The organism is Paenibacillus sp. 10L310, assembly GCF_056395745.1.
On sequence record NZ_JBFTKC010000010.1, the window covers coordinates 1 to 23,462 of the forward strand.

At 45.2% G+C, this 23,462-nt stretch carries 29 protein-coding genes and 1 tRNA gene; 25 read left to right on the forward strand and 5 right to left on the reverse strand.

What is annotated here, in order from left to right:
- Nucleotides 1–4: 4 nt before the first annotated feature.
- From AC1DE7_RS19985 to AC1DE7_RS19995, 3 genes are all read left to right on the forward strand, one after another.
- On the forward strand, nt 5–100 hold the full coding sequence (locus AC1DE7_RS19985) for an IS3 family transposase (RefSeq protein WP_477535106.1): 96 nt from the start codon (nt 5–7) through the stop codon (nt 98–100).
- A gap of 51 nt (nt 101–151) precedes the next feature.
- On the forward strand, nt 152–736 hold the full coding sequence (locus AC1DE7_RS19990) for an LOG family protein (RefSeq protein ID WP_076250810.1): 585 nt from the start codon (nt 152–154) through the stop codon (nt 734–736).
- Nucleotides 737–856: 120 nt separating this feature from the next.
- On the forward strand, nt 857–985 hold the full coding sequence (locus AC1DE7_RS19995) for a hypothetical protein (protein ID WP_255319930.1): 129 nt from the start codon (nt 857–859) through the stop codon (nt 983–985).
- 218 nt (nt 986–1,203) lie between these two features.
- Here AC1DE7_RS19995 and AC1DE7_RS20000 read toward each other — a convergent pair whose 3' ends face one another.
- Nucleotides 1,204–1,470 (reverse strand): hypothetical protein, encoded by a 267-nt coding sequence (locus AC1DE7_RS20000; RefSeq protein ID WP_036674861.1) that lies wholly within the window; start codon nt 1,468–1,470, stop codon nt 1,204–1,206.
- Nucleotides 1,471–1,701: 231 nt separating this feature from the next.
- Here AC1DE7_RS20000 and AC1DE7_RS20005 point away from each other — a divergent pair, with 231 nt between their 5' ends.
- The 8 genes from AC1DE7_RS20005 to AC1DE7_RS20040 all read left to right on the forward strand — a co-directional run bounded on the left by AC1DE7_RS20005 (nt 1,702) and on the right by AC1DE7_RS20040 (nt 8,839).
- Nucleotides 1,702–2,439, forward strand: a complete 738-nt coding sequence (locus AC1DE7_RS20005) for a glycerophosphodiester phosphodiesterase (RefSeq protein WP_127550803.1) — start codon at nt 1,702–1,704, stop codon at nt 2,437–2,439.
- Between the two features lie 272 nt (nt 2,440–2,711).
- Entirely contained in the window at nt 2,712–3,767 is a 1,056-nt protein-coding gene (locus AC1DE7_RS20010; protein WP_036614761.1) for a FecCD family ABC transporter permease, read from the forward strand.
- A 2-nt stretch (nt 3,768–3,769) separates the two neighbouring features.
- Nucleotides 3,770–4,801, forward strand: coding sequence for a FecCD family ABC transporter permease (locus AC1DE7_RS20015; protein WP_036674863.1), 1,032 nt, complete (start codon nt 3,770–3,772; stop codon nt 4,799–4,801).
- A 44-nt stretch (nt 4,802–4,845) separates the two neighbouring features.
- On the forward strand, nt 4,846–6,561 hold the full coding sequence (locus AC1DE7_RS20020; RefSeq protein ID WP_076250814.1) for an ABC transporter ATP-binding protein: 1,716 nt from the start codon (nt 4,846–4,848) through the stop codon (nt 6,559–6,561).
- A 236-nt stretch (nt 6,562–6,797) separates the two neighbouring features.
- Nucleotides 6,798–7,127, forward strand: a complete 330-nt coding sequence (locus AC1DE7_RS20025; protein WP_036674865.1) for a hypothetical protein — start codon at nt 6,798–6,800, stop codon at nt 7,125–7,127.
- A gap of 125 nt (nt 7,128–7,252) precedes the next feature.
- Complete coding sequence (locus tag AC1DE7_RS20030) at nt 7,253–7,822, forward strand: DUF3221 domain-containing protein (protein WP_127550809.1); 570 nt, start codon at nt 7,253–7,255, stop codon at nt 7,820–7,822.
- Between the two features lie 48 nt (nt 7,823–7,870).
- Nucleotides 7,871–8,299, forward strand: coding sequence for a DUF5071 domain-containing protein (locus AC1DE7_RS20035; protein WP_477535049.1), 429 nt, complete (start codon nt 7,871–7,873; stop codon nt 8,297–8,299).
- A gap of 102 nt (nt 8,300–8,401) precedes the next feature.
- On the forward strand, nt 8,402–8,839 hold the full coding sequence (locus tag AC1DE7_RS20040; RefSeq protein WP_282320789.1) for an Imm8 family immunity protein: 438 nt from the start codon (nt 8,402–8,404) through the stop codon (nt 8,837–8,839).
- 139 nt (nt 8,840–8,978) lie between these two features.
- Here AC1DE7_RS20040 and AC1DE7_RS20045 read toward each other — a convergent pair whose 3' ends face one another.
- Nucleotides 8,979–9,881 carry a manganese catalase family protein gene (locus AC1DE7_RS20045; RefSeq protein WP_036614750.1) on the reverse strand — a complete coding sequence of 301 codons (903 nt, stop codon included), beginning with the start codon at nt 9,879–9,881 and terminating at the stop codon, nt 8,979–8,981.
- A 261-nt stretch (nt 9,882–10,142) separates the two neighbouring features.
- On the opposite strand from AC1DE7_RS20045, the gene AC1DE7_RS20050 reads away from it, so the two are divergent.
- From AC1DE7_RS20050 to AC1DE7_RS20065, 4 genes are all read left to right on the forward strand, one after another.
- Nucleotides 10,143–10,451: a hypothetical protein gene (locus tag AC1DE7_RS20050; protein ID WP_282320790.1), complete on the forward strand. Its 309-nt coding sequence runs from the start codon at nt 10,143–10,145 to the stop codon at nt 10,449–10,451.
- 56 nt (nt 10,452–10,507) lie between these two features.
- Entirely contained in the window at nt 10,508–10,828 is a 321-nt protein-coding gene (locus AC1DE7_RS20055; protein WP_036614744.1) for a DUF3889 domain-containing protein, read from the forward strand.
- 193 nt (nt 10,829–11,021) lie between these two features.
- Nucleotides 11,022–11,243 carry a hypothetical protein gene (locus AC1DE7_RS20060; protein WP_017687387.1) on the forward strand — a complete coding sequence of 74 codons (222 nt, stop codon included), beginning with the start codon at nt 11,022–11,024 and terminating at the stop codon, nt 11,241–11,243.
- Entirely contained in the window at nt 11,227–11,508 is a 282-nt protein-coding gene (locus AC1DE7_RS20065; RefSeq protein ID WP_282320791.1) for a hypothetical protein, read from the forward strand. The genes AC1DE7_RS20060 and AC1DE7_RS20065 overlap by 17 nt, the downstream gene beginning before the upstream one ends.
- 75 nt (nt 11,509–11,583) lie before the next feature.
- On the opposite strand, the gene AC1DE7_RS20070 is transcribed toward AC1DE7_RS20065, so the two are convergent.
- Both AC1DE7_RS20070 and AC1DE7_RS20075 read right to left on the reverse strand, forming a co-directional pair.
- A complete protein-coding gene (locus tag AC1DE7_RS20070) occupies nt 11,584–11,820 on the reverse strand; it encodes a DUF3892 domain-containing protein (protein WP_017687389.1) in 237 nt (78 codons plus the stop codon).
- A 112-nt stretch (nt 11,821–11,932) separates the two neighbouring features.
- Complete coding sequence (locus tag AC1DE7_RS20075; protein ID WP_036614958.1) at nt 11,933–12,376, reverse strand: GNAT family N-acetyltransferase; 444 nt, start codon at nt 12,374–12,376, stop codon at nt 11,933–11,935.
- A gap of 640 nt (nt 12,377–13,016) precedes the next feature.
- Between AC1DE7_RS20075 and AC1DE7_RS20080 the strand changes: the two genes are divergently transcribed.
- From AC1DE7_RS20080 to AC1DE7_RS20120, 9 genes are all read left to right on the forward strand, one after another.
- Nucleotides 13,017–13,089, forward strand: a tRNA-Val gene (locus tag AC1DE7_RS20080).
- A 188-nt stretch (nt 13,090–13,277) separates the two neighbouring features.
- A complete protein-coding gene (locus AC1DE7_RS20085; protein ID WP_477535050.1) occupies nt 13,278–15,488 on the forward strand; it encodes a M1 family metallopeptidase in 2,211 nt (736 codons plus the stop codon).
- Nucleotides 15,489–15,670: 182 nt separating this feature from the next.
- Nucleotides 15,671–15,943 carry a hypothetical protein gene (locus tag AC1DE7_RS20090; RefSeq protein WP_282320793.1) on the forward strand — a complete coding sequence of 91 codons (273 nt, stop codon included), beginning with the start codon at nt 15,671–15,673 and terminating at the stop codon, nt 15,941–15,943.
- Nucleotides 15,930–16,928: a glycoside hydrolase family protein gene (locus tag AC1DE7_RS20095; RefSeq protein WP_282320794.1), complete on the forward strand. Its 999-nt coding sequence runs from the start codon at nt 15,930–15,932 to the stop codon at nt 16,926–16,928. Before AC1DE7_RS20090 ends, AC1DE7_RS20095 begins: the two co-directional genes overlap by 14 nt.
- 2 nt (nt 16,929–16,930) lie before the next feature.
- Nucleotides 16,931–17,617, forward strand: coding sequence for a hypothetical protein (locus AC1DE7_RS20100; protein ID WP_127550829.1), 687 nt, complete (start codon nt 16,931–16,933; stop codon nt 17,615–17,617).
- A 414-nt stretch (nt 17,618–18,031) separates the two neighbouring features.
- Nucleotides 18,032–18,451 carry an organic hydroperoxide resistance protein gene (locus tag AC1DE7_RS20105; RefSeq protein WP_017687397.1) on the forward strand — a complete coding sequence of 140 codons (420 nt, stop codon included), beginning with the start codon at nt 18,032–18,034 and terminating at the stop codon, nt 18,449–18,451.
- A 142-nt stretch (nt 18,452–18,593) separates the two neighbouring features.
- Complete coding sequence (locus tag AC1DE7_RS20110) at nt 18,594–18,773, forward strand: hypothetical protein (RefSeq protein WP_017687398.1); 180 nt, start codon at nt 18,594–18,596, stop codon at nt 18,771–18,773.
- A gap of 474 nt (nt 18,774–19,247) precedes the next feature.
- Nucleotides 19,248–19,802, forward strand: a complete 555-nt coding sequence (locus tag AC1DE7_RS20115; protein ID WP_036614723.1) for a copper amine oxidase — start codon at nt 19,248–19,250, stop codon at nt 19,800–19,802.
- Between the two features lie 97 nt (nt 19,803–19,899).
- Nucleotides 19,900–20,217, forward strand: coding sequence for a DUF1292 domain-containing protein (locus AC1DE7_RS20120; RefSeq protein WP_036614722.1), 318 nt, complete (start codon nt 19,900–19,902; stop codon nt 20,215–20,217).
- Between the two features lie 207 nt (nt 20,218–20,424).
- Here AC1DE7_RS20120 and AC1DE7_RS20125 read toward each other — a convergent pair whose 3' ends face one another.
- The gene (locus tag AC1DE7_RS20125) at nt 20,425–21,900 is read right to left on the reverse strand and encodes an aminotransferase class I/II-fold pyridoxal phosphate-dependent enzyme (protein WP_026080977.1); all 1,476 of its coding nucleotides are present in this window, start codon (nt 21,898–21,900) and stop codon (nt 20,425–20,427) included.
- A 176-nt stretch (nt 21,901–22,076) separates the two neighbouring features.
- On the opposite strand from AC1DE7_RS20125, the gene AC1DE7_RS20130 reads away from it, so the two are divergent.
- Nucleotides 22,077–23,369, forward strand: a complete 1,293-nt coding sequence (locus AC1DE7_RS20130; RefSeq protein WP_127550832.1) for an MFS transporter — start codon at nt 22,077–22,079, stop codon at nt 23,367–23,369.
- Nucleotides 23,370–23,462: the final 93 nt, after the last annotated feature.

The window sequence follows — 23,462 nt, forward strand, 5'->3', positions numbered from 1 at the left end:
CCAAATTACAGAGTATATGTTGTTTTACAACAAGGACCGTTTCCAAAACAAACTCGGCGACCTCTCCCCAATTGAATTCCGGGAAAAAGTCGCCGCTTAATGGAGTTTCTCTTTTTTTATTGTCTACTTGACGGGGCTATGACCAAACCCAATGAAACGTATAGCTGTTTTTGCAGGCTCCAATCCGGGAAATCACCCCGATTATACAGAGAAGGCTATTCAACTGGGCAAACAGATTGCTGATAGTGGTTATGCACTGGTCTATGGTGGTTCTTGCATGGGCTTGATGGGTGCAGTAGCCGATGCTGCCCTTGAGCAAGGGGGAGAGGTAATCGGGGTTATGCCTACTGGATTGTTCCGGGGCGAGGTTGTTCATGGAGGGCTCACACAACTGATTGAAGTGGGAACCATGCATGAACGGAAGGCTACGATGGCTGAATTATCCGATGGATTCATTGCACTTCCCGGAGGTATGGGTACATTTGAAGAACTATTCGAGGTGCTGTGCTGGGCACAGATCGGTATTCATCGTAAGCCTGTCGGTTTATTGAATGTCAACGGGTATTATGGACCGCTGATGAAGATGGTAGAACACAGCGTACAGGAAGGGTTCTCCAATACCTCCCATCTCAGTCTATGGAGTCTGGAAGCTGATCCGGCTGAACTGATCAAACAAATGTCATCCTATATTCCTGCAGAGCTGACTCAGAAGTGGTCACAACTCAACGGGAAATGAGTGCATAAGAAGACGGGCCTGAATCTACTCGTTCCTCGGGAGAATTTTCGATCTGCCCAAGCAAGTTGCGCTATCGGACATAGTCTATAGTGTACTTCGATGAAGAGGGGAGTGTCACTCATGAGCGAACTCAAAGGCACAGGTTACGGATATTGCGGAGGCTTCGGTGGTGGAGCATGGACATCAACAGGTGCAATTCTGGTATTGTTCATTCTGTTGGTTATTATCTCTCGCACATTCATTCTGTAATTCGGTCAGTATCCCGGGACGGGGATTAAGCTGCAGAGGCAGCGCCCGAATAAAAAATGACCTTTCCAAAGAGACGCCGGTATATGCCGGCGTTTCAGGGGAACGGTTTTTTGACGTTTCCAGCATACGTTGAGTAATTGAAAAAGCAAAAACCTGCCCCTGAATAAGGTCAGAAGCAGGAGAGAGCCTCCTGAGCCATTAGCTGCACAACAAGCAGCTTACACCACAACAGCAGTTTGATCCGGATTACTTAACGATTTCCAGGCGATATATAGCCCGATGGCGGCTGCAATTAAGGAGAGTATTGCTGCAACAATAGCCAGCTGATCCAGTGTGTTGGGTGAACTGGAGTTAAGAGAACGCTGATTAGCCGTCTTACCGGATTTGTTTTTGATATGGACAGATGTTCTGGAAAGCCTGGAAGCCGACTGTAACTGGGATGTGTGAGGACGCGTAGGTATCGATTTTTTCTTTGAGGGATTCAATAGTCAACCTCCTTATAACGGAGTTCAGTGCTTCCATCGTTCATACTATGTTATGTCGATTTTCAGATTGAGTTCGCAAAAATGAGTGAATCCCCAGCCCGTTAGATGTTGAACCCGTTCGCTAGTATCAGCGAAGCAGGTAACCCATTATACGCTCTGTTAATACAGGTCTAACAAACGGTGTTTATAGTAAGGATCATAGAGTGAAGCTTGAACACAGGAGGCGCTGGAATGAGGAACTTGGAGATTATTGCCCACCGCGGTGCATCTGCCGTATGCCCGGAGAATACGATGAGCGCTTTTGAACGGAGTCTGGAGCTTGGAGCGACAGGCATTGAAACCGACGTGCAGATGACGAGTGATGGCAGACTGGTACTGATTCATGATGAGACGTTAAACCGAACTGGCGGCGCAGAAGACTGGGTTAAGGATACGACTTACGATCAATTGCGCACACGGGATGCGGGGTCCTGGTTCCATGCTGATTTTACCGGGGAACGTATTCCTTCTCTGGAGGAGTTATTCAAGCTGGTACAGGGGAAAGGAACACTGCTTAATCTGGAATTGAAAAATGGTATTGTGAGTTATAAGGGGATGGAAGAGAAGGTTATACAGGCAATCCGGGACTGGAATTTGGAGCAACAGGTCGTGCTGTCCAGCTTCAACCATGCTTCGCTTGTGAGATGTAAACGTCTTGCCCCGGAGATTCGTACAGCACTTCTATATATGGAAAAGTTATATCGACCCTATGATTATGCCGCCAAACTCGAAGCTACCGGCCTTCATCCCTACAAGCTGGCAGTCACACAGGAAGATGTTGCTGCTGCACTTGCACATGGCGTTGTTACCTATCCATTTACGGTGAATGATCCTGCTGAGATGCAGGCCATGATTGACATGGGTGTGCAAGGGATCATTACCGATGTTCCGGATGTCCTGGCATCCTTACTTACGGTACATGCCCGTTAAATGAGTCTGTATTTTACATGTTCTACATATGCAATGATAAGGCTGTGTACGAGCTTTTTGGCTCTTGCGCAGCCTTTTTGCGTGTGAAATTGTGTGCAAATATTCATATATGCAATAAACATGTCCTATTTGTCCATTGCCAGAGCCGGTGGATTCACTTACAATGGTCTATGGGAATGAGAATCAATATCATTAAAGTTCGGTATTCATAGAGAGGTGATTGTTATGTACATAGGTTTGAGCAGCTCCACTCATAACGAGGGTGGGCGCGTATGAGTTCACAAGCTTCACCAGAAAAACATAATCCGGATTCACCCACAGCGAAGATACACACTCGTCCGTGGGCGGCCACACTTATTCTTACAGGGGGAGTTTTGCTACTCGCTCTGGGTATGGCGTTGTCCATTTCTTTTGGCGCTGCTGATATTAAGCTTAGTGTAGTCTGGAAGGCCATCTTTGACTTCAATCCTGAGCTGACTCCACATCAGATCATATGGGAGATTCGGTTGCCACGTATCCTTGGAGGAGCAATGGTAGGTGCATGTTTCGCTGTAGCTGGTGCGATCATGCAGGGCATGACTCGTAACCCGCTGGCCGATTCAGGTCTGCTTGGGTTAAATGCAGGAGCTGGATTTGCGCTTGCAGTTTGTTTTGCCTTCTTCCCTGGCTTGCCATTTATGTATATCATCATGTATTCCTTCCTTGGTGCGGGGCTTGGTGTCCTGTTGGTGTATGGTTTTGGTGCAGCTTCTAAATCAGGCCTTACACCACTACGCCTTGTGCTTGCAGGTGCGGCTGTATCTGCGATGTTGTCGGCACTCAGTGAAGGGATTGCATTATATTTCAGAATTGGACAAGATTTGGCTTTCTGGACAGCTGGTGGTGTAGCCGGAACGAAGTGGTCTCAACTTGAGGTCATGTTCCCCTGGGTACTCGCGGCACTGATCGCAGGTCTTCTCATCTCCCGTTCCATTACTCTGCTTAGTCTCGGAGAAGATATTGCGGTGGGCTTGGGGCAACGTACTGGGCTGATCAAGCTCATAGGCCTGATTGTTGTACTGATTCTCGCGGGTACAGCTGTGTCCGTGGTGGGTGCGGTCGGTTTTGTTGGACTCATTATTCCCCATCTCACGCGGAAGCTGGTTGGGGTAGATTATCGCTGGATTATTCCATGTTCCGCTGTGATGGGCAGTCTGTTGCTTGTATTTGCGGATCTGGCTGCACGTATGATTAACCCGCCGTACGAGACGCCAATTGGCGCTTTGGTTGCCCTCATCGGGGTACCATTCTTCCTGTATCTGGCGCGTAAAGAAAGGAGGACTCTGTAACGATGGAATCCTCAACAATTGTTGGAGCAGAGCGCAAGAAGAGAACCAAGAGTACGATTGTCCTCATTGTGCTTGCCCTATTAATTATTACGGCTTTTGTGGTGAGCATGAACACAGGTTTTACCAAGCTTTCGCCGCTTGAGGTGTTGCGAACCCTGTTTGGTGGAGGCACGGCGAAACAGGAATTGATCCTGTTTGAATTCCGTCTGCCACGTATTGTGATTTCGGTGCTGGTCGGGGCCGGACTTGCGTTATCTGGTTGTATTTTGCAGGGAGTATCTCGGAATGCATTGGCAGATCCGGGGATCCTGGGGATTAATGCAGGTGCTGGTCTGGTCGTCATGTTATTTGTTTCCTTTTTCCCGACAACGACAGCAGCGCCGGTATTTCTTTTGCCAATTCTGGCCCTGATCGGTTCCGGTTTTGCTGCATTTCTGATCTATGTTCTCTCTTACAAAAAAGGAGAGGGCATTATGCCTACTCGTATGTTACTTACGGGGATCGGGGTAGCGGCGGGAATCAGTTCTGCCATGATCGTACTTACGTTACGGCTTAGTCCGGAAAAGTATCAATTTGTAGCTACCTGGATGGCAGGCAGCATCTGGGGTTCGAACTGGAAATTTGTAACGGCATTGCTACCGTTTCTTATTATTCTTGTCCCGCTTGTTCTGTATAAGGCACGTGTATTGAACGTACTGAATCTGGGGGACCAGACTGCAAGCGGACTCGGGACTCCGGTTGAGCGTGAGCGACTGATTTTGCTTGCGGCTGCTGTAGGACTTGCCGGCTCATGTGTATCTGTGAGTGGGGGGATCGGTTTTGTAGGTCTGATCGGACCGCATTTGGCACGTCGTCTGGTGGGTCCAAAACATCAATTCCTGTTACCCGCATCTGCGCTGATTGGTTCATTGCTTGTGCTGGTTGCAGATACGCTGGGTCGTGTCATCCTGCAGCCTTCGGAGATTCCTGCGGGGATCCTGGTTGCCATTATTGGTGCGCCATACTTCCTGTACCTCTTAAGCAAGACGAAATAGAACGTAATCATCATTGTGTGATTGCATAAGGAGGACTTCAGTCCATGCTTCGCCGTTTCTTTGCCTATTATAGGCCTTACAAAAAGCTCTTTATTCTTGACTTCAGTTGTGCGATTTTAGTCGCCCTGCTGGAGCTGGCATTTCCACTGGCGGTCAACCGGGTAGTTGATGATCTGCTGCCAGGCGGCCGCTGGGACTGGATTCTATGGGCGTGTCTGGCATTGCTCGGCATCTACTTATTGAATTCATTTCTCAACTTCGTGGTTACTTATTGGGGACACAAGCTCGGTATTAACATTGAGACGGATATGCGTAAAAGTCTGTTCAATCATGTGCAGAAGTTATCGTTCCGTTTCTTCGATAATACAAAAACAGGACACCTCGTGTCCCGCATGACTAACGACTTGATGGATATCGGTGAGATTGCCCATCATGGTCCAGAGGATGTATTTATCGCGGTCATGACGCTAATTGGTGCATTCAGCATCATGATGAGTATTAACGGGAATCTGGCGGTGTTAACCTTTATCATCGTACCGCTGATTATTTATCTGTCGCTCTACTTTGGTAGCAAAATGTCCAAGGCATTCAGCCGAATGTTTGGTGATATTGCGGACTTCAACGCTCGCGTAGAGAACAATATTACAGGTATCCGTGTTGTTCAGGCTTTTGCTAATGAAGAGCATGAAAAAGCACAATTCGCTGTGAACAACGGTCGTTTCCGTCAGACCAAACTAATCGCATACAAAATCATGGCCTGGAACTCCTCTGTCAGTTATATGCTGATGAAGTTGGTATCCCTCTTTGTCCTGGTATGCGGAACGTGGTTTGTCATTCAAGGCAGTATGACCTACGGTCAGTTCATTGCATTTATTATGCTGTCCAATGTGTTCCTGACACCGATCCAGAAGATCAACTCGGTTATTGAGACGTATCCAAAAGGGATTGCAGGCTTCAAACGTTATACGGAGCTACTCGATATGGAACCGGATGTGGAAGATCGTCCAGGAGCCGTTACGGTATCCCATTTGCGTGGAGATATCCGTTATGAGCAAGTGACCTTTGGTTATTCCGATCAGGAACCTGTTCTCAAAGGTATTGATCTAAACGTACGTGCAGGTGAAACTGTAGCGCTTGTCGGTCCATCGGGGGCAGGTAAAACAACGCTATGCAGTCTGCTGCCGCGGTTCTATGATGTGCTGGAAGGTCGCATCACAATCGATGGGCAGGAGATACAGGATATGACACTAGACTCGTTGCGTAGTCATATCGGGATTGTACAACAGGACGTGTTCCTCTTCGATGGAAGCATTCGGGAGAACATTGCCTACGGTAAGCTGGATGCATCCGAAGAAGAAATCTGGATGGCTGCCAGACGTGCACAGATGGAACCTTTGATTCAATCCATGCCGGAAGGATTGGATACGTTAATTGGTGAACGCGGTGTGAAGCTGTCCGGTGGACAGAAACAGCGTTTGTCTATTGCCCGTATGTTCCTGAAAAACCCACCAATTCTGATCCTGGACGAAGCCACATCCGCGCTGGATACAGAAACGGAAGCGGCGATTCAGCAATCCCTTGCTGAGCTGTCTGAAGGCCGGACTACGCTGGTTATTGCTCACCGATTGGCTACGATCAAAAATGCAGACCGCATTATTGTCGTTGCTGAACAAGGCATTACGGAGCAGGGACGTCATGAAGAATTACTCGCAGCAGGTGGGGTGTACAGCCGCCTTCACTATGCGCAGTTTGGCGCGTAACCTAACCTATCCTATGTGGATGTAACAATGTAAATACGAGAAGTAACGCCATCGTTCTTGACTTGGAAGGAGTCAGGACGTTGGCGTTTTTTTCTTTTTCATGATCAATTGTGGGTCAGGGGTACTGTGCTCATATCTGCCTGTGATCATGGATGTGGAAACGGGTAATATAGTAAAGAGAACACTTAACGTGTAAGATATGTTCATCATCTTGCAAGATATAGGAGGTACACGATATGCAGTTGAACGATATGCTGAAAATTCTTATAACCTGTCTATTATTTATTCTGATTTGGTGGCTACTGACTCAAGGGATTCGCAAACTTTCCAGTACTCGTGCGGGGTCCGGTTTCCGACTAGGGGGTGGATGGTCCATTGGACTTTTCGTTGTTGGCGCCGTGCCACTCGGTTTTTCGCTATACACAGAGATCTTTGATAAGCGCCTGGATGCCAACATCGGGTTGGGGCTTGCCATGTTTTTTGTATGGGCTTATTGTGTGATCTTGTTGTGTGCGGCGTTGGTGGTATGGGGAAGGTACGTGTATAAAAGGGATATGAAGAAGTGAATATTTGGGTTGATCGTGTTGAGCCCGTCAGGAAGTTAAGGGTGAGCTAACCGCTGTATTTGTAACAATAAACTGATATGGAACGTTAAATTTAGAAAGAGGTGTTATTAAAGGGGGATTTACAGATGTCCAATCTTCGTCGAGTCCTCATATTGCTCTCAATCCTAATCGTATGCCTTACGGGATGTTCAGGATCAAACGAATGCAACTCTGTGCAGACTCAAGCGAATGCACCAAGTGAAGATGGATTCACTGGTTATGTGGTTGAACGCAAAGACAATTCCATTCTTGTGGTTGATCCTGCATATGAGGATTTCAGTGCGAACGGAGGAGGAAGTCGGTATTATCCGGCAAAATGGTTCTCCAATGCGCCTGATCCTCAGATCGGCTCTTATGTTGAAGTCTGGACGGATGGAGGCCCGGAAAATCAACCCTATCCTGGGGAGGCCAGAGCAGAAAAGATAGCGGTATCTTGTCCAAATACTCCAGACGGTGCTCATCTAAGTGAGGCGGACGCTATTCGAGGTGGACTATATTCACCAGATGGAGAAAAAGTACGTGTTCCTGTGATTGAAGATGTACAATTCTATCAGGATGCAGGAACGTGGGCGATTCGCATAAGAGACGCGATGTCAACAACGAAGAATCAAGATGAAATTGAGATCAGAGTAGAGGATATAGAGCCAGTAGAGTAACAGAGGGAGTTTATGATTTTGCACATTGAGATGAGGAAGGAAGTTTAAATGGATTTTAGGGAGTGCCTTCCCCGCGATAAGTTTGATTATGAAGCGGTGCGTAAGTTAAGTGAGTTCAGTGATGTCGAATTAAAAGTTATCATCCCAGAGCTTATGGAGTGGTTGCAAGACGGGAATTGGCCTATCTCTAAGCCGGTAGAGGATCTACTATTGAGACTGGGCGAAGACTTAATTCCTCATATTAAAGATGTATTGCAAACGCAAGATCCACAGTGGGAATATTTCATTTTGGTCGGATTAATTGATCGATTGCCTGTACCTCATTTAAGCATATTACGGTCGGATTTGGTAAGGATACTTGAGTCTCCTACACATGATGAGATACTAGAGGGGTTGGATGAGGTTATAATGGAACTTTTGGAAAAGATGAAGGGAGACCAACGAGAGATAGGTGGAGATGGAAGTTTGGATACATAGGAACTGCTACTTAATTTGCTGAGAAAAAATGAAATATGGTAGCTGTGCATTAAGAAAAATAGATGTTAATGGAAGACACTAAATACCTAAGAGGTGCGAAACGTGATTAAACCGATCTTGAAGGATCTTATTATTACTGGAAATCCGAATATTTATGGCAAGTTACAATTCACGGAAACTGAAGATATTGGAGACGATTTTTACTTATCAGGTACAGCCTGTATTGGGACGAAAGATTCTGAAGGTGAGGATAATTTTGATTTTACAATCATAACTCCGAAAGCTTTAGAAAAAGAACTTAGAGCTGGAACAGATATCATATTGGGTGCAAGGCACTTTATTGTTAATAAACTGGATTTCGAATTAATAACTGAAGAAATAAATCAAATTCTCTTGAAACATCAAGGAGAAACCTGGGAAGATATAACTAAAAATCTTGCCCCTTATTTCAGTTGGGAATATACAGATTCTATACGATTGAATAGTGAGGAAGAGCTCTCGCAGATGATCAACAGACATTCAATTGAAGACGCTGATTAACTTAAAAAAGCGAGTTTATTTTACCTTCAAAATTACCTAGTAGGGATTGATGATGGATTAGAAGACAGCAAAGCCCTCAATACTGCGTTGACAGTATAAGGGCTTTATTATATTTGCACATCTCCTGTATATCTTAGTTTTAATCCGCAATATTCCCAGCCATTTTCAGACGACGCGCAATTTCCTTAAAGTCTTCTTGTGAGATGCCCGGTGCGAACTCTTCCTCGACCGCAGGGGCTTCTGGAATCGGGAATCCTTCAGGTATCCCTTGAATGACTTCAAGAGGTTGTCCATCTTCCGGGTGAGTTCCTTTCCAGATCTGGCCGATCGTATTGAAATCTTTATCACTATAGGTATACAGCTTAGTGTGTACCCCTTTTTCTTCATATTTGCGAGCCTCGTTGAAGGCTTTGTTGTTCAGTGAAGGGATAGGAACCAGCTTGGTCACATTTACGCCAGTTGCAATCTCAAGTGCTTTTGCATATGCGACAACATGCACGCCGCCACGTACCAGCAGGAAACCAACCACTTCCCGGGCTGCTGGGTGATCCGTCATCTCATATACTTTCATTTTATGGGTACGAGCGCCACATTCTAGGAAGAAGTTATGCAGCAGATCCTCGACCAGATTGCCACTGTTGAAGACGTTTGCTCCCGTCCATGGATTACCCATAGAGTCAAAAGGCATTGCGCCTTGTGCACCTGCCAGGTAGTGATACGACAGACGAGCATCTTTTACGGAACCTAGCGGTGTATCGTCGGGTTCTTTGTACTCGGTTGAACCTCTGAGGCACTTGTTAATACCATGAGACACGAGCTCAACATGACCCAATTCTTCGGCCGTAATACTCATGACGAGGTCATAGAAGGGCTTCAGCTTTTCTTTGGATCGAAAATTAAATGATTGATAGAGGTAGTTGTTCAACGTTGACATTTCTCCGAATTTGCCGCCGAGTAATTCTTGTATGGCTGCCGCAGCATTCGGATCTGGCTTCTCGACATTGGGAATCTCAATCAGGATTTCATCCAAGCGTTTGAACATTCGGGTGTAACCTCCTCATATTGGTATTGCAGATCGTGTAGGGTTTCAGATCGTGGAGTCACTCTGTCATGGCCTATTACACGTTTATTGGTTTTTTTAAACAAAAAATCAACCAAATGGGACTTAAGCATCGCATAACGCATGCCCCAACTCTTCTCCCATTTGTTATTTCCAATACGGTCAAATTTATGTATAATCAAACATTCAAACGAGTCTTCACGTACAAGAGAAGAGAGTCATGAATCCATAAAGGAGTAAGAGATGAACAAGCGTTGGATACAAATAGTTGGGATTGTGATGTTTCTAATGATTCAGATGTACATAAGCAGCCAGCCTGCCACAGCATATGACGTTACGAACGAGGTTCAGGTGGATGAACAAACGAGGCAGTTACTTGAAAAGAAATACGGGTTGGATCGTCCTGAGGAGCCGAAGACACAACAACACTTTTTCTCGGGTGACTGGGGAATGAGTTTCCGGACGGAGCCTCCTGATTCGTTTGACCGACTTGTTCATGTGGTTCCTTTTTCCCTACGGCCACTGGCCTGGATCTTTCGTTTATTCGTGTAAAATGAAACCCGGACGGGCAATATAACAGAAACATATTGTCTCAAGGAGTGAGTGAAATGAGAATGCTCATCGTTACCGTCATGTCGGTAGTTCTGAGTTTAGCCGGAATTACATCAGGCACAGGTGCCGCCATCCCTGATTATGCGAAGTGGGGAATTATTGCGGTCAAAGAAACACAGACCAAGTATAATGTGGATATTTTGGACTATAAGCATATCGGTCGCACCTCTCTAACAGCAGATCAATCACGGGAACAGTTCAAGCTATGGGTTCGTGCGAAAGACGGCAAACAATTCGCAGTCTATGTAAATGTTGATTTTAATCCATCTACACAGCAATTAAAGAAAGTACAATTTTCCGAATCGGATCGACACTGATCCGCTGGACTTGGTCATTACAAGCCATGTTTTCATATTAGCTATACTATGGGTTGAACCAGACTGCCTTAATCATTAAGGTGAAAGTCTGGTTTTTTTTATTTTACAAAATCCTTTTTTTACTATTGAATAAAGAACTTATGTTCGCATATAATATGAAATACAAACAAACGTTCTTATCGGAGGGATGATTATGCTAGGGAAATATATTGGCCAGATGGTGGAGCTTGTCTACATGGATCGTGCAGGGCAGATTACGCAGCGACAGATTCGAATTAACAGTGTACGTGGCGGGATGATTAGAGCATCAGCGGGAAAAGAAGGTTCGCCTAGAACATTTCTGGAGCAAGGTATTCTGGCATGGCGTCCTGTTACCGATCTGAATGGGGAGGTAAAGTATGCTGAACGACTTTGAACGCAAGATTTTGCGTATTATGGTGAACTATGCAGGACAACGGCGCAGGCTGCCGCGTATGGATGAACTGGAGAACAAGACGGGACGAAGCAGAGCTTACATTCATGAGTCATTGCTGGAGCTTGAACGCACCGGGCACATCGCGTGGGAGAACCGGTCTACTCTTGAAGGGATACAGATTTTGCAGGCATGGGAACAGGTACAACAGCCGATTCGCAAAAGCCAACCTTCCGGTGATTCCGCAAAATATTTTACGGACTACTAATCATAATAAGAAAACGCCAACCCGGATATCCGGATCGGCGCTTACTGTGTCACATGTACGACATGTGCATCTATTTTAGAAATGGGGAAGTTGGTCCAGGTTGTTGGTTGGGTCACCGTCGGCATCTCCGCGAATGTACATTTCGCCATCCTTGCCTTTAAATACATTCACACCGGCAATAGCACCAGCTTTTACTTCTGCAAGTGCCTGCTGATAATCCAGTACACGTCCTGCTGAAGTCTGAAAAGCTGTCAGGTCACCGTCACCATTTTTCTGTACGGCTGTGAAACTCTCGCGTGTCGTTTGATCCATGATGTCACACTCTCCTTATATGACGAGATAGGAATCTGCTTACCTGATTAGCCTATCCGAATTCATCGGAAGTATGCACCATATGCTGATAAGACCTGCCAACGCTGAGGTTTTACAAGCTCTTTCTCATACGAACATGCAGAATATCTGCATCATAAAAAGGTTCTTCCGAAATCACTTCATAGCCCAGTTTTTCATAGAATTTCTGTGCCTGACACTGTGCATCCAGTACAGAATAGGATAAGCCGAGTTCACGTGCCAGCTCCTCCATCGCGAGCAGAAGCACACGTCCATAACCAAATGAACGATGAGATTCAAGCACTGCGATCCGCTGCATTTTGGCCGTATCCTTGCTGTAATAGATCAGACGTCCTGTGGCTACAGCTTGGCCATCCGTACTTAACAATACATGATGCACATCCGGACTGATGACATCATATTGATCAATCTCAATCTCGGCAGGCACCTGTTGCTCGATAACAAATACGTGATGGCGAATTCCCAGGGCTTGCTCCAGTTGTTCTTCTGTTGATACATAACTAATCTCAGCTGCCAATTCCATTCCTTCTTTCTGCTCTTGCGCGACATATCAGACTGAATTATACAAAAAAATGTTTTTCCTGTATAGTGAAGTCTGGAACATATTGGGAGAGGAGGGGGTAGTGATGGGCATGACAGGCATCATGGTAATTACATTGCTAATGTCGGCGGGAATGATTACTCTGTTGTATTACGTTACGAAGAAAGCATACTCACGCAAGTGGGATGAAGATGAGTAATTCACCTGTTAACCTTCACGGCAAGACTTCACTGCTTCCTCGCGGAGAATACACATCTTGAATTACAGATTTGGAGTATACGTCCAGCCAAACGGGCAGAGATTCACCATTTTCATTGGGCTGTTGTAATTGTTGGAATTGAACTGTATGTTCATCCCTCTCTAAGCCGCAACCAGTAACGGTTGTAATGAGAATCATAAGCCCAGCAAAGAGAAAGAAGCATTTGGTAAATGTATGTTTATTAGATTTTGACCGTTTTGTTATGTTTCTCATAGGGAATTCACCTCGTTGTAGAAATGGTAATCTTTCCTTTATTGTGCACCATTTCGGGTGAATTATAACCAAATAAATCATTGACAATGAACACGGTTACTTGATATGATACTGTTACTTGATTGGGAAACAATTATATATCATGATCTGTTAGCTCAGCTGGGAGAGCACTATCTTGACAGGGTAGGGGTCAGTGGTTCGAGCCCACTACAGATCATACATGAGAAGCCTTACATTGTAAGGCTTCTTTTCTTTTTTTACATACAGACATGAATGCGATTTGCGATAGTTTCAGTTTCTCTTCCTCTTTTTAAACAAAACTTAAATAAAACATAAATTCAGCGTAAGGTTCGTCTTCTATACTTGGTTCTGAGGTCAATATAGAACAGGAGAAGGAGAGAACTTATGAATTATTCAAGTCCATTTAAATCAAAGTTAGCCAGAGTAGGGATCGCGGGTACACTGGCTTTAATACTGGCAGCAAGCCCACTTGCCAACATGGGGGTTGTTGCCGCGGAAGCAGGCCCAGCACCTGTATCTATGAAGATATATAACACACAGAAAGACTCTCTAGAGCAGACGCCTATTCAATACCAGATCCAGGCTCGATTAAATGAGAAGGAAATGACGATCCAGGGGAGCGAGAAGGTAACGTATCGCAACACAAGCAAGGATGCACTCCAGCAGCTGGTCCTTCATACATATGCTGACGCAAACCTCTCCAAGTCTACACAGGCGAGCATGTACCAACAGCATAATGAGATGATTAGTGAAGAACATCCGGAGAAGACAGCGGAGGACTTTCTGGGTGGCATCGATATTCAGGCTGTAACCGCAAATAGCCAATCGCTGGATTTCCATAAGGAAAACCAAGCGTTGACCGTGCAGTTGAGAGAGCCCGTTCAACCAGGCGAATCGGTATCATTCCAACTGGAGTTTCAGTTGAATATCCCCTATGGCTCACAGCGAGTTTCCTACTACAAGGTCATGATCAATGGTGCACACTGGTTCCCGGTGATGTCTGTATACGACGAGGTTAAGCATCAATGGAACAAGGCACCGTATAGTCAAACATTCGAAAGTGACTATTATACCTCAGCAGATTATGAAGTTGATTTAAATGTTCCTGATGAGTATCAGGTAGCCATGCCGGGCACGATCACCACTCAAGACAGTACAGAACATGGCCGTAAAGTTGTTTCTGCTGTGGCCGAGAATACAAGGGAGTTTGTTTTCTTTGCAAGTCCTAATCTTCAAGTGGAGAGTGTCACCCGTAACGGTCTGACGGTGGAATACTATTATTACAACGATGATCCATCCAAGAAAAAGATAGTTGACCGGTACATTAATCAGGCATTCAAGGTCATCGATTTTTATAGTGAGAAATATGGCAAGTATCCCTATCCAGAGTTCCGAATTGTCGAGACGTATGTACAAGGCGTTGCCGTGGAGTATGCGAGACTCATCCAGATGGGACAGATTCAAAATGGTGCTGTTCCAGAAGAAGACACAACATTTGTTCATGAAATAGCGCATCAGTGGTTCCATGCATTGATTGGTAATAATTCGGAGGCAGAATCCTTCCTGGATGAAGGCTTTGCTGATTTCTCCATGGTGTATTTTGCCGAGAAACAGGGAGACAAGCTAAATGGGTTCAGATCCATACAGTTTGATACTGCGCCCGTAGATATGGCGATTGCGTCAACAAACGATGAAGCTGGGGATTTGGCAAGTTTGGTATATTATCAGAAGGGGCGACAAGCGATCTATCAGCTTTACCGTTCCGTCGGTGAAGAGAAATTTGACGAGTTGATGAGGACATATTTCAAACGCTACGTGTACCAAAATGCAACGGTAGAGGGGCTGCTTCAAACCATTGAAGATGTGCTTGGTAAAGAAATACGTTCAGAAATGCAGATGGCCCTATATCAGCCTGATTTTGTCTTAAAGCCGGAATACCAATTATCACAGGAAGAGACCGCCGCCTATGTGCATGATGTCTTACAAGTGCAATATCAGGCTGTCATGGGTATGGTTCCTAATCTGCCTTATGAAGTGATGAATCGATTGATGGACAAAGCCCTTCAAGGCGAGGAATTAACCATTGTGCTCAGCGATCAGGTGAGTAAGCTTGCAACTAAACAGCAGGAAGATATGGTTAATCAGTTGACCGGATTCCTTGATATGACTGGTATGAAATACGACATTATAAGGGATCGCAAGGAACTGAAGCAAAAGATGAAAAAAGAGATCGGCAACAGCAACCTTATTGTCATTGGCAATGCCAAGTCAAACGGATTGGTGCAGGCTTTAAAACTTAACATTATTGATCGAACGAAACAGACGGGTTTTACTTGGAAAAATACCATGAATCAACCTCTCGCCGCGGGAGCATATGTTATCAAACATCCCTATAACCAGAATCGATTGATGCTTCATTATTTCTGGAATGAGGATCATCTGAGTGATGTGGCATTTGAAGCTTTTAAGCTGAAAATACAGGAGTCTATCGGATTCACTAACGACTTTTATCAGTACTATGTATTGGATAACCAAGGCAAAGAGCAATCCAATAAAAAAGTTACGAATCCCATATCTTCACTTTTTGCAGAGTAATAAGTCATTGGTTTTGCAGTTTCTTCGTTCAAACAGGTTAGCCAATTTGTATTGGTTAGCCTGTTTATGTTTTATATGAAAACCAGTCTTAGAATAATAGGCTGCAAGATGGGCATAATGCTTTAACACAAAGGCAACTTCATGAATATACTTATCGGGAGAAAACAATAGGAGGGATTAATATGAAGGATCAACATTATCCGGGCGTACCAATGAAAGGGACAGTTGCTGATTACAACTGTAAAGGAAATAAAGGAATGAACAAAATGAAAGCGTATTCATATAATGCTAGAATTTGTCCTATCATTTGTATTACTCAGGAGCCGACTGCGAATGAGGGTAATGTTGTTGATTATTCAATCCTATTAAAGGACACTTCGGATGTTTTATATTCGCGACCGGTAAATGGTAATACCCTGCTCACGAAGGAGTTGAGTTCCCATGTCTATGACTGAAAATATTGCTCAGACAGCACTCGACGCAGCGATGAAGGCAAACAGGGCCGTTGCGCCTTATGATTATTGCGATGCAGAAACCAGACGGATGTACACGCCTCAATTTGATAAAAAAATGGACAATCCTATGTACACCGCTACAATGGCGGGTCTTCAATCTATCTATTGGTTTCGGGCGATCAAGGTGAAGGGGCTTATCCCTGATGCAAAAGCAGATTATTATGCTACGTATTCTACCAACCATAATCACATCGGAGGAATTGGACTAGCCTACTCGAACAGCCCGACAGGACCATGGACCAAACACGGACAGGTGTATCTCGATACTGTGGTTGGGAATTCGACGGAAACTCCATTTGTGATCTGGAACGATGAAGAACAATTGTTCTTTATGTATTATCAACAAAACGGACTGGGGATCAATCAATCGACGGCACTTGCGACCTCTGTAGACATGATCAACTGGACAAGAGTGGGTTTGATTTTGGACAAACCTCCCGGGTTCCCAGGTGATGGTCATACCGGATATTTCTCGTGTTTCAGAAATGGTGGCAAATGGATCGGTTTCTCAGTGATGGGCGGTGGGGACTTTGGTCGTAAATGTATCTGGCATTCACATGACGGACGTAGCTGGTTAGCTGATCCAAGACCATTAATGGGTGGGAATGATGCCACTTTAAGTGCAGGAGAAAACATTTCGAGATCCAATGCTGGTGTATTTATGTACAAAGGGAGCATGTGGTGGCTGGGTATGTTATCGGCTTATGCTTCCGGTGGGGTTACGACGGTAGCTCGGCCTGCCATTGCCAAGATCAGCGCAGACTTTCGTCAACTGCTGGACAAACCTACAGATATATATTTTCCGGCATTGACTTGGGAGACGACCAACATGCAGTCCTTGATGGTGTCCGTTATGGACGGTGTAGTGTACGTGTATTACAATACCGATCATAATATCGGTGTAGCCTATTCGGTGGGGGTGTAGAGATGGTTATACGTGATGCAACGGGTCAGATTGTGCCCTTTGGAAAGGTTCACAAACAGCTTGTGGCCGATTTTCTTTACGGAACGTTACCGGATTGGGTGGAGGTGGTGGGCACCCCTACGTTTGAGCCTTTGCCCGACAGAGGGACCATTACCGTTACAACTCCGACAACGGCAGGAGCCACGGCAGAGTTAAAAATGAAACATCTGATTGACAGCTCGAAAGTAACCGCAATTGCAATCACTTTGGAAGCGCTACAATTAAACGGGAACATTGGAATCTCAGTTCAGGTTGGCATTAAATCAAAGGATAGCAAGGCCGGAATCACTTTTTTTCAAAACGTAAATCAGAAATATGGTATGGTCCGTGCCTATAAAGCAGATGGAACGTACACGGATTTTAATCAAAACATGGTGTTCTTCACCACACATGGCGTAGCAGGAGATGAAGCACAGAACCGTAAGAATCTCACTGTGTTGCTCTGTACCGGATTACAGTTCTCAGCTGGGTTCGAGAGACCGTCCGTATGGCTTGGTGCGGATGATCAATATGGCGGTGTTGCTGCTGACCTTAGCGGTGGTTTGTTCCAACATGGAGAACTGCAATGTCTTTTGAAACTGACTACAAGTAAGGCCGAGGCCAAGTATTTCAAATGTGCACAGATGAAAGTGGATATCTGGAGTAATTAATCAAACAGGGAAGACGTATGAAGATGAACAAGGTGCATGATTTGAATTGGAATGAGGACGAGGATAAATAGATTATCTGTATGGATCGGTAAAAAGATATACGTGCAGTAATTTGGTACCTAAACACGGACGCTTTGAAAATGAAGTGCAGTGTTTGGGTACCATTTTTATTTAGAGAATAAAGTCAGGCCAAGTTTGGTGGATACAGCGAACAACTCAGAAAGTGCACTGACTTTAGGTTTGGGCTTGTCCGGGGTTAGAAATGAATTATTCTCCAAACGTGTTTTAAACTATATTTTTTTATAATAACTATTTACATACACAATTTAATTGTGTACAATGTAATTGTCGGTGATACAAATGAGATCAAAATTTAGTCAAAATAAATCTAATCAACTAAAGGAGTTTTCACAAATGAAAACATTATATGAAACAACAGTAATCAATACAGGTGGACGTCAAGGCATCGTACAATCCCCAGATAACGTGTTTATGTTGGATGTTGCTGCACCGCCTGAACTCGGAGGACAAGTGACGACAGCTACCAATCCGGAGCAGTTGTTTGCAGCAGGGTATAGTGCTTGTTTTAACTCCGCACTGGAGTTTCAATTGAAGAAACACAAAGTTGAGATTGAAAGAAGTACGGTAGCTGCAACCGTAATGTTGGTGACGGACTCTGAGGATAACGGCGTGAAGCTTCAAGTAGATTTGGAAGTTAAAATCCTTGGTCTAGATGAAGAAACAGCACAGAAGTTTGTGAAACTTGCCCATGACTACTGCCCATATTCGAAAGGAATCAAAGGGAACGTGAATGTTAACGTGGAACTGGCGTAATCACTGATACTATTTGTTGATAAGAAGCCTCCGAGAAATCGGAGGTTTTTTGGTGTTTTATGCATAAAAATCAATTTCGCACTCAATTGTGGGTTATAATGGTAGTAAGTTTACACAAAACTGCTGAAAGGGGAATGTACTTATGATGGATTTTAGCAAACCACCCCATGGCTCTGAGACCGATACCCACCGTCAGCGTCATCAGGAGAATGAACAGAAATACCTGTCCGGAGGCAAGAGCATTTGGTATGAAATCAGCAACTGGCTCATTCTCGGAGGTATCCTTCTTGTCATATTTTTATTATTTAAATACGTTTTCTAAATAGACACACAACCGGGCGAATCCCCATATGATGCATTACATTAGTAAGCACTTGGGGAAATGGGGAATCCGGGATGGCAAAGGCAAAAGGTAAGAAAGCTCCCGCATTAAAGAGTGATAAAATACGTGTATCCATGAAGTTGGTCACATCGGATGTATGCGAGAGATGTAAGACACCATGTACACGAGGTATGGATTACGCTGCACGTATGAGAATTGAAGGGGCTTTAGGCAAGGGCGTTCCCAGTATATTGACCCGCCATACTTCTTCATAACTCTTCGTATAATCCCGTATATATAACAATTATAGATCAGGGGCATCCTTTAATGAGGATCGCCTCTTTTTGTGCGTTCCAAGGGGTGGAAAAAATTCTGGATAAAAAATGAAAAATGATGAAAAACAGCGCAACTTTGTGGATGAATCTGCAGTATAAATGTACAACAGCTAGCAGCAGGGGAGGGAATATTGACGGGATGAAATGGAAACGAATATTGCTTTGTGTCACGGTATTCTCCTTGCTCGGCGGGTCTCTATTGTTTGCAGATTCGGTGAACGAGAAGATTCGTGTTCTCATTAACGGCAAGGAAGCAGCTGATGGAGGTTATCTCATTGATGGAACGACCTATGTACCTGTCAGGGAAGCCGGAGGCGTCGTCAAATGGGACAGCAGTAACAAGAGAGTAACGGTGATCAAACCGAATGTACATATTTTTCTCTTCAAGGGAGACACTGTATTTGGCAACGTTAACGTAGGTAAGCTGAAATTCAATGTATTTTCACAAGTGGACAGTCTGACAGCAGATGTAGCTGCGGTGAAAGTAACGATTACCAATCCAAGCGGTCAGGTGAAGGATATCCAGTCACAGGAGCTTACGACCCAGAAGGATAACTTCTGGTTCCGCACATATGATTTTACGTATGATTTCAGTCGTGCCGGCAAGTATCAGGTGGGCTTTCATATTAAAGAAAATGCAAATAGCAGCTACGTCCTGGTAGCGGAGAAAATCATTACAGCGCTGAACGATTGAAGCAAAAATAACCCTGTGAGTTAAATTGACCTGTGTCATTGAACATGTTACGATATGCAAGGTTACACAATTTCTATTTATAAAGCGAGGTATTTCAATGAGCGATCACACACATGAACACGGCGATGGCTGCGGATGCGGGCAAGACCACGACCACGACCACGAGCATGAAGAAGTCCTTCTCACATTAACAGACGAGAACGGCCAAGACGTGGAGATGGTTTTGGTGGAGACGTTTGACGTGGAGAAGCATGTTTATGCGCTCCTGCTGGAACGTAACAATCCTGAAGCTGACGGCATCATCCTGCGTATGGAAGAAGAAGACGAGGAAATGGTGCTCTACAATATTGAAGACGAAGAAGAGTGGAACCGCGTTGAAGCGGCTTACAACGAACTCGTTGCATCACAAGAATAGTCATTCTTTTGGAACATAACATGAAGGCTCCTTGATCTCAGGGGGCCTTTTGTTTGTTTTTTAAGAGGTATACGAGCATTTACACCACCGGTTTGAACGACGAAATAGACGGGAAAATGCAAATTCGCTTGTCCCATAAAATAAAAAAGGGCCAAGCTAGGGCTTGGTCCTTTAAGTTTATCCCCTGCACAGCGCAAGGAGGTTGTTTTAGAAAATGGCATCGGCTTCCACGATCACTTTAACGTTGGTTACGCTGCGATCTTCGGGTCCTTTGACGGGTAATCCAACTTCGACATGATCGATGATGTAGTCGATATTTTCCTGGGTGATAACCTCACCCGGTAACAGGATCGGGATTCCTGGCGGATAGACATAGATGAATTCCGAGATAATACGTCCTGCGGATTCCTTAAACGGAATCACTTCGGTATCACCGTAGAATGCATCACGTGGAGTCAGCATCAACTGTGGAATATCCGGAACTTTTACGACCAGTTCATGGGCCGGATTCACTTGATAATAGGTACGGGAGAGATCCTGCAAAGCGTTCAGCAAGATATCCACACTATTATCCGTATCTCCTGGCGTAATGAGACACAGAATATTGTACATATCACTAAGTTCAACCTCAATGTTGTAATGTTCACGTAGCCAGTTCTCTGTCTCATACCCTGTAATACCCAGATGGCGAACATGGATCGTTACTTTGGTTGGATCATAGTTGAAGGTCGCTTCTGTACCCAGCAGCTCTCTACCGAAGCAATACAGGCCATCCATATCGTTAATCGAACGTCTGGCAAACTCAGCTAGTTCAATCGCCTTCTGTGCAATCTCACGACCGTGGAGTGCCAGGTTACGTCTTGATGTATCGAGTGAAGCAAGCAAAATGTATGAAGTTGATGTTGAGGTGAGCAGACTCAGGATCGTCTGTACACGCTGTGGATTCACGAACCCATTCTTTGTGTTCAGGTTGAGTACGGAACTCTGTGTCATGGAGCCACCAAGCTTGTGGACACTGGTTGCAGCCATATCGGCACCTGCTGCCATCGCAGACAACGGCAGATCCTCATGGAAATGAATGAGTACGCCATGTGCTTCATCAACAAGTACAGGAACTTGGTAGCTGTGTGCCAGCTCAACAATCTCTTTAAGATCGGTAACCACGCCGTAATAGGTCGGGTTAATTACAAGCAATGCCTTGGCATCTGGATGACGCTCAAGTGCGCGACGGATAGACTGTGTAGTTACTCCATGGTCAATGCCCAGATTGGCATCTTGTGAAGGAGAAACAAATACGGGTTTGGCGCCTGAGAAAATAATCGCGGACAGAACCGATTTATGCACATTACGGGGCACAATAATTTTGTCACCCGGTGAGCATACAGACAGAATCATGGTCATAATGGCACTGCTTGTGCCTTGTACACTAAAATAGGTATAATCGGCTCCGAAGGCATCTGCTGCCAAAATCTGTGCTTCCTGAATGACACCGGTTGGCTGATGCAAGTCATCCAACGGTGCGATGTTAATCAAATCTATGGAGAAGGCATTATCGCCAATAAATTCACGGAATTCGGTATCCGCTCCCAATCCTTTTTTATGGCCCGGAATATGAAACTGTACCGGATTGAGTGCCGCATGATTTTTTAAAGCGGTAAACAGCGGCGTACGGTGGTGATTCATCAGTGCTGTCACAACCCTTCCTAATAAAATTGGTAAACAAAGATGAGTATAGCAAATTAAGAACCGAATGCAACAGTATAATCGACAATTTTTTGAATTGCCGAGATTTGGACACATTCCCCACGGTTACACTAAGGATAGGGAATAGGCAAATGAACGCCGAAAGGGGAAAAAGAATGCAAACCGATACAAAACCAGCCAAAATTTTGCGATCACCATTTTTTATCGCGATGTGGCTGACACTTTTTCTAGTTGAAATTATCAAAGGGGCTCTGTTGGTAGCTGTTTTGCCCGTGTATATGGACAATATTCTGGGTCTGTCCGCAGGCGTTATTGGTGTGGCATTTGCTCTTCAATATTTGGGAGATAATCTGTTCCGGGCGCCTTCCGGCTGGGCAGCAGAACGGATCGGGTTCCGCACAACGATGGTTACAGCATTAATCTGTACCTTAATCGCTGTTATTATGATCCTTTTTCTCAAAAGTGCCGTTGGACTGGCCATGGCCTGTCTGATTCTTGGCATTGGTACGTCACCACTCTGGCCTTGCGCCATGACAGGCGTGACGGCGATGTCAGGCCCACAGAACAAGAATGGTACAGCAATGGGGGCGCTGGAGATGGCTGCTCTCGGCGGAACTGGGCTTGGACCTATAGGCATGAACTGGCTACTGGAGCGCACGCATCATGATTATCGCACCATATTCCTCGTGCTGATGGGTTGTGCCATTCTCGTTATTCTGGTGGCCATGATTCTTCCTGGACGTGTCATTGTTGAAGGAGAGCATGCCGAGCAAGTAGCGAAGAATAGTGATGTGAAATATCCAGCCAAACCAAATCTGCTCACGCCGTTCATCCGGCTGCAAAAGAGTGTGAAGGACACACTGCAACGGGTACGCAGCACACTTAATGTTAATCCACTGGTGTATCCTGCCCTGTTTATGCAGTCGTTTGTCATCGGGCTGCTCAGTCCAGTAATCACGCTATATACACGCACAGACCTGCACATCTCACCGAATCTATACAGTTTGTTGCTGATTGCAGGTGGTGGAATAACAGTCATTGCCTTGCTACCTGTTGGTAAAATGGTAGACAGGTTTGGCACGAAACCGTTCCTGAACGTTGGTTTTTTGATGGCGGCAGCGAGTCTGTTTGCATTCTCCTCCATAACATCCATTCCGGTGGTGTTTGGTGTTGTCATGCTGGTGGGCATCAGTTATGCCATGATTTTACCCGCCTGGAATGCTTTTGTAGCCACGCTGATTCCCAAAGGAGAGCGGGGAGCGATCTGGGGATTCTTCCTTACATTGCAGGGATCAGGCATGGTTGTAGGACCTATTGTTTCTGGACTGCTGTGGGACCACGTGAGCCATCCGGCTCCATTCATCGGCAGTGCCATCGTCATGGCAGGACTTGCCGTTGTGCACTTTGTGTTATCCCGCAATCCGTTTCGCACCGCTCCGGCCAAATAAGCAAAAGAAAAGGGAGTTCCACCAACCGTCTTGGTTGTGGGGCTCCCTTTTTCGCGTCCAATATATCACGATAATCGGGGGCTTGCCCCTGTG

Excerpts from the sequence above, each read along its gene's own strand:
- AC1DE7_RS20005 (WP_127550803.1), top strand. The coding sequence starts at position 1,702 with ATGAGGAACTTGGAGATTATTGCCCACCGCGGTGCATCTGCCGTATGC.
- AC1DE7_RS20015 (WP_036674863.1), top strand. The coding sequence starts at position 3,770 with ATGGAATCCTCAACAATTGTTGGAGCAGAGCGCAAGAAGAGAACCAAG.
- AC1DE7_RS20085 (WP_477535050.1), top strand. The coding sequence starts at position 13,278 with ATGAATTATTCAAGTCCATTTAAATCAAAGTTAGCCAGAGTAGGGATC.
- AC1DE7_RS20030 (WP_127550809.1), top strand. The coding sequence starts at position 7,253 with ATGTCCAATCTTCGTCGAGTCCTCATATTGCTCTCAATCCTAATCGTA.
- AC1DE7_RS20090 (WP_282320793.1), top strand. The coding sequence starts at position 15,671 with ATGAAGGATCAACATTATCCGGGCGTACCAATGAAAGGGACAGTTGCT.
- AC1DE7_RS20020 (WP_076250814.1), top strand. The coding sequence starts at position 4,846 with ATGCTTCGCCGTTTCTTTGCCTATTATAGGCCTTACAAAAAGCTCTTT.
- AC1DE7_RS20105 (WP_017687397.1), top strand. The coding sequence starts at position 18,032 with ATGAAAACATTATATGAAACAACAGTAATCAATACAGGTGGACGTCAA.
- AC1DE7_RS20045 (WP_036614750.1), bottom strand. The coding sequence starts at position 9,881 with ATGTTCAAACGCTTGGATGAAATCCTGATTGAGATTCCCAATGTCGAG.
- AC1DE7_RS20110 (WP_017687398.1), top strand. The coding sequence starts at position 18,594 with ATGATGGATTTTAGCAAACCACCCCATGGCTCTGAGACCGATACCCAC.
- AC1DE7_RS20070 (WP_017687389.1), bottom strand. The coding sequence starts at position 11,820 with ATGGATCAAACGACACGCGAGAGTTTCACAGCCGTACAGAAAAATGGT.
- AC1DE7_RS20065 (WP_282320791.1), top strand. The coding sequence starts at position 11,227 with ATGCTGAACGACTTTGAACGCAAGATTTTGCGTATTATGGTGAACTAT.
- AC1DE7_RS20115 (WP_036614723.1), top strand. The coding sequence starts at position 19,248 with ATGAAATGGAAACGAATATTGCTTTGTGTCACGGTATTCTCCTTGCTC.
- AC1DE7_RS19995 (WP_255319930.1), top strand. The coding sequence starts at position 857 with ATGAGCGAACTCAAAGGCACAGGTTACGGATATTGCGGAGGCTTCGGT.
- AC1DE7_RS20010 (WP_036614761.1), top strand. The coding sequence starts at position 2,712 with ATGAGTTCACAAGCTTCACCAGAAAAACATAATCCGGATTCACCCACA.
- AC1DE7_RS20035 (WP_477535049.1), top strand. The coding sequence starts at position 7,871 with ATGGATTTTAGGGAGTGCCTTCCCCGCGATAAGTTTGATTATGAAGCG.
- AC1DE7_RS20025 (WP_036674865.1), top strand. The coding sequence starts at position 6,798 with ATGCAGTTGAACGATATGCTGAAAATTCTTATAACCTGTCTATTATTT.
- AC1DE7_RS20060 (WP_017687387.1), top strand. The coding sequence starts at position 11,022 with ATGCTAGGGAAATATATTGGCCAGATGGTGGAGCTTGTCTACATGGAT.
- AC1DE7_RS20055 (WP_036614744.1), top strand. The coding sequence starts at position 10,508 with ATGAGAATGCTCATCGTTACCGTCATGTCGGTAGTTCTGAGTTTAGCC.
- AC1DE7_RS20130 (WP_127550832.1), top strand. The coding sequence starts at position 22,077 with ATGCAAACCGATACAAAACCAGCCAAAATTTTGCGATCACCATTTTTT.
- AC1DE7_RS20120 (WP_036614722.1), top strand. The coding sequence starts at position 19,900 with ATGAGCGATCACACACATGAACACGGCGATGGCTGCGGATGCGGGCAA.
- AC1DE7_RS19990 (WP_076250810.1), top strand. The coding sequence starts at position 152 with ATGAAACGTATAGCTGTTTTTGCAGGCTCCAATCCGGGAAATCACCCC.
- AC1DE7_RS20050 (WP_282320790.1), top strand. The coding sequence starts at position 10,143 with ATGAACAAGCGTTGGATACAAATAGTTGGGATTGTGATGTTTCTAATG.
- AC1DE7_RS20095 (WP_282320794.1), top strand. The coding sequence starts at position 15,930 with ATGTCTATGACTGAAAATATTGCTCAGACAGCACTCGACGCAGCGATG.
- AC1DE7_RS20100 (WP_127550829.1), top strand. The coding sequence starts at position 16,931 with ATGGTTATACGTGATGCAACGGGTCAGATTGTGCCCTTTGGAAAGGTT.
- AC1DE7_RS20125 (WP_026080977.1), bottom strand. The coding sequence starts at position 21,900 with ATGAATCACCACCGTACGCCGCTGTTTACCGCTTTAAAAAATCATGCG.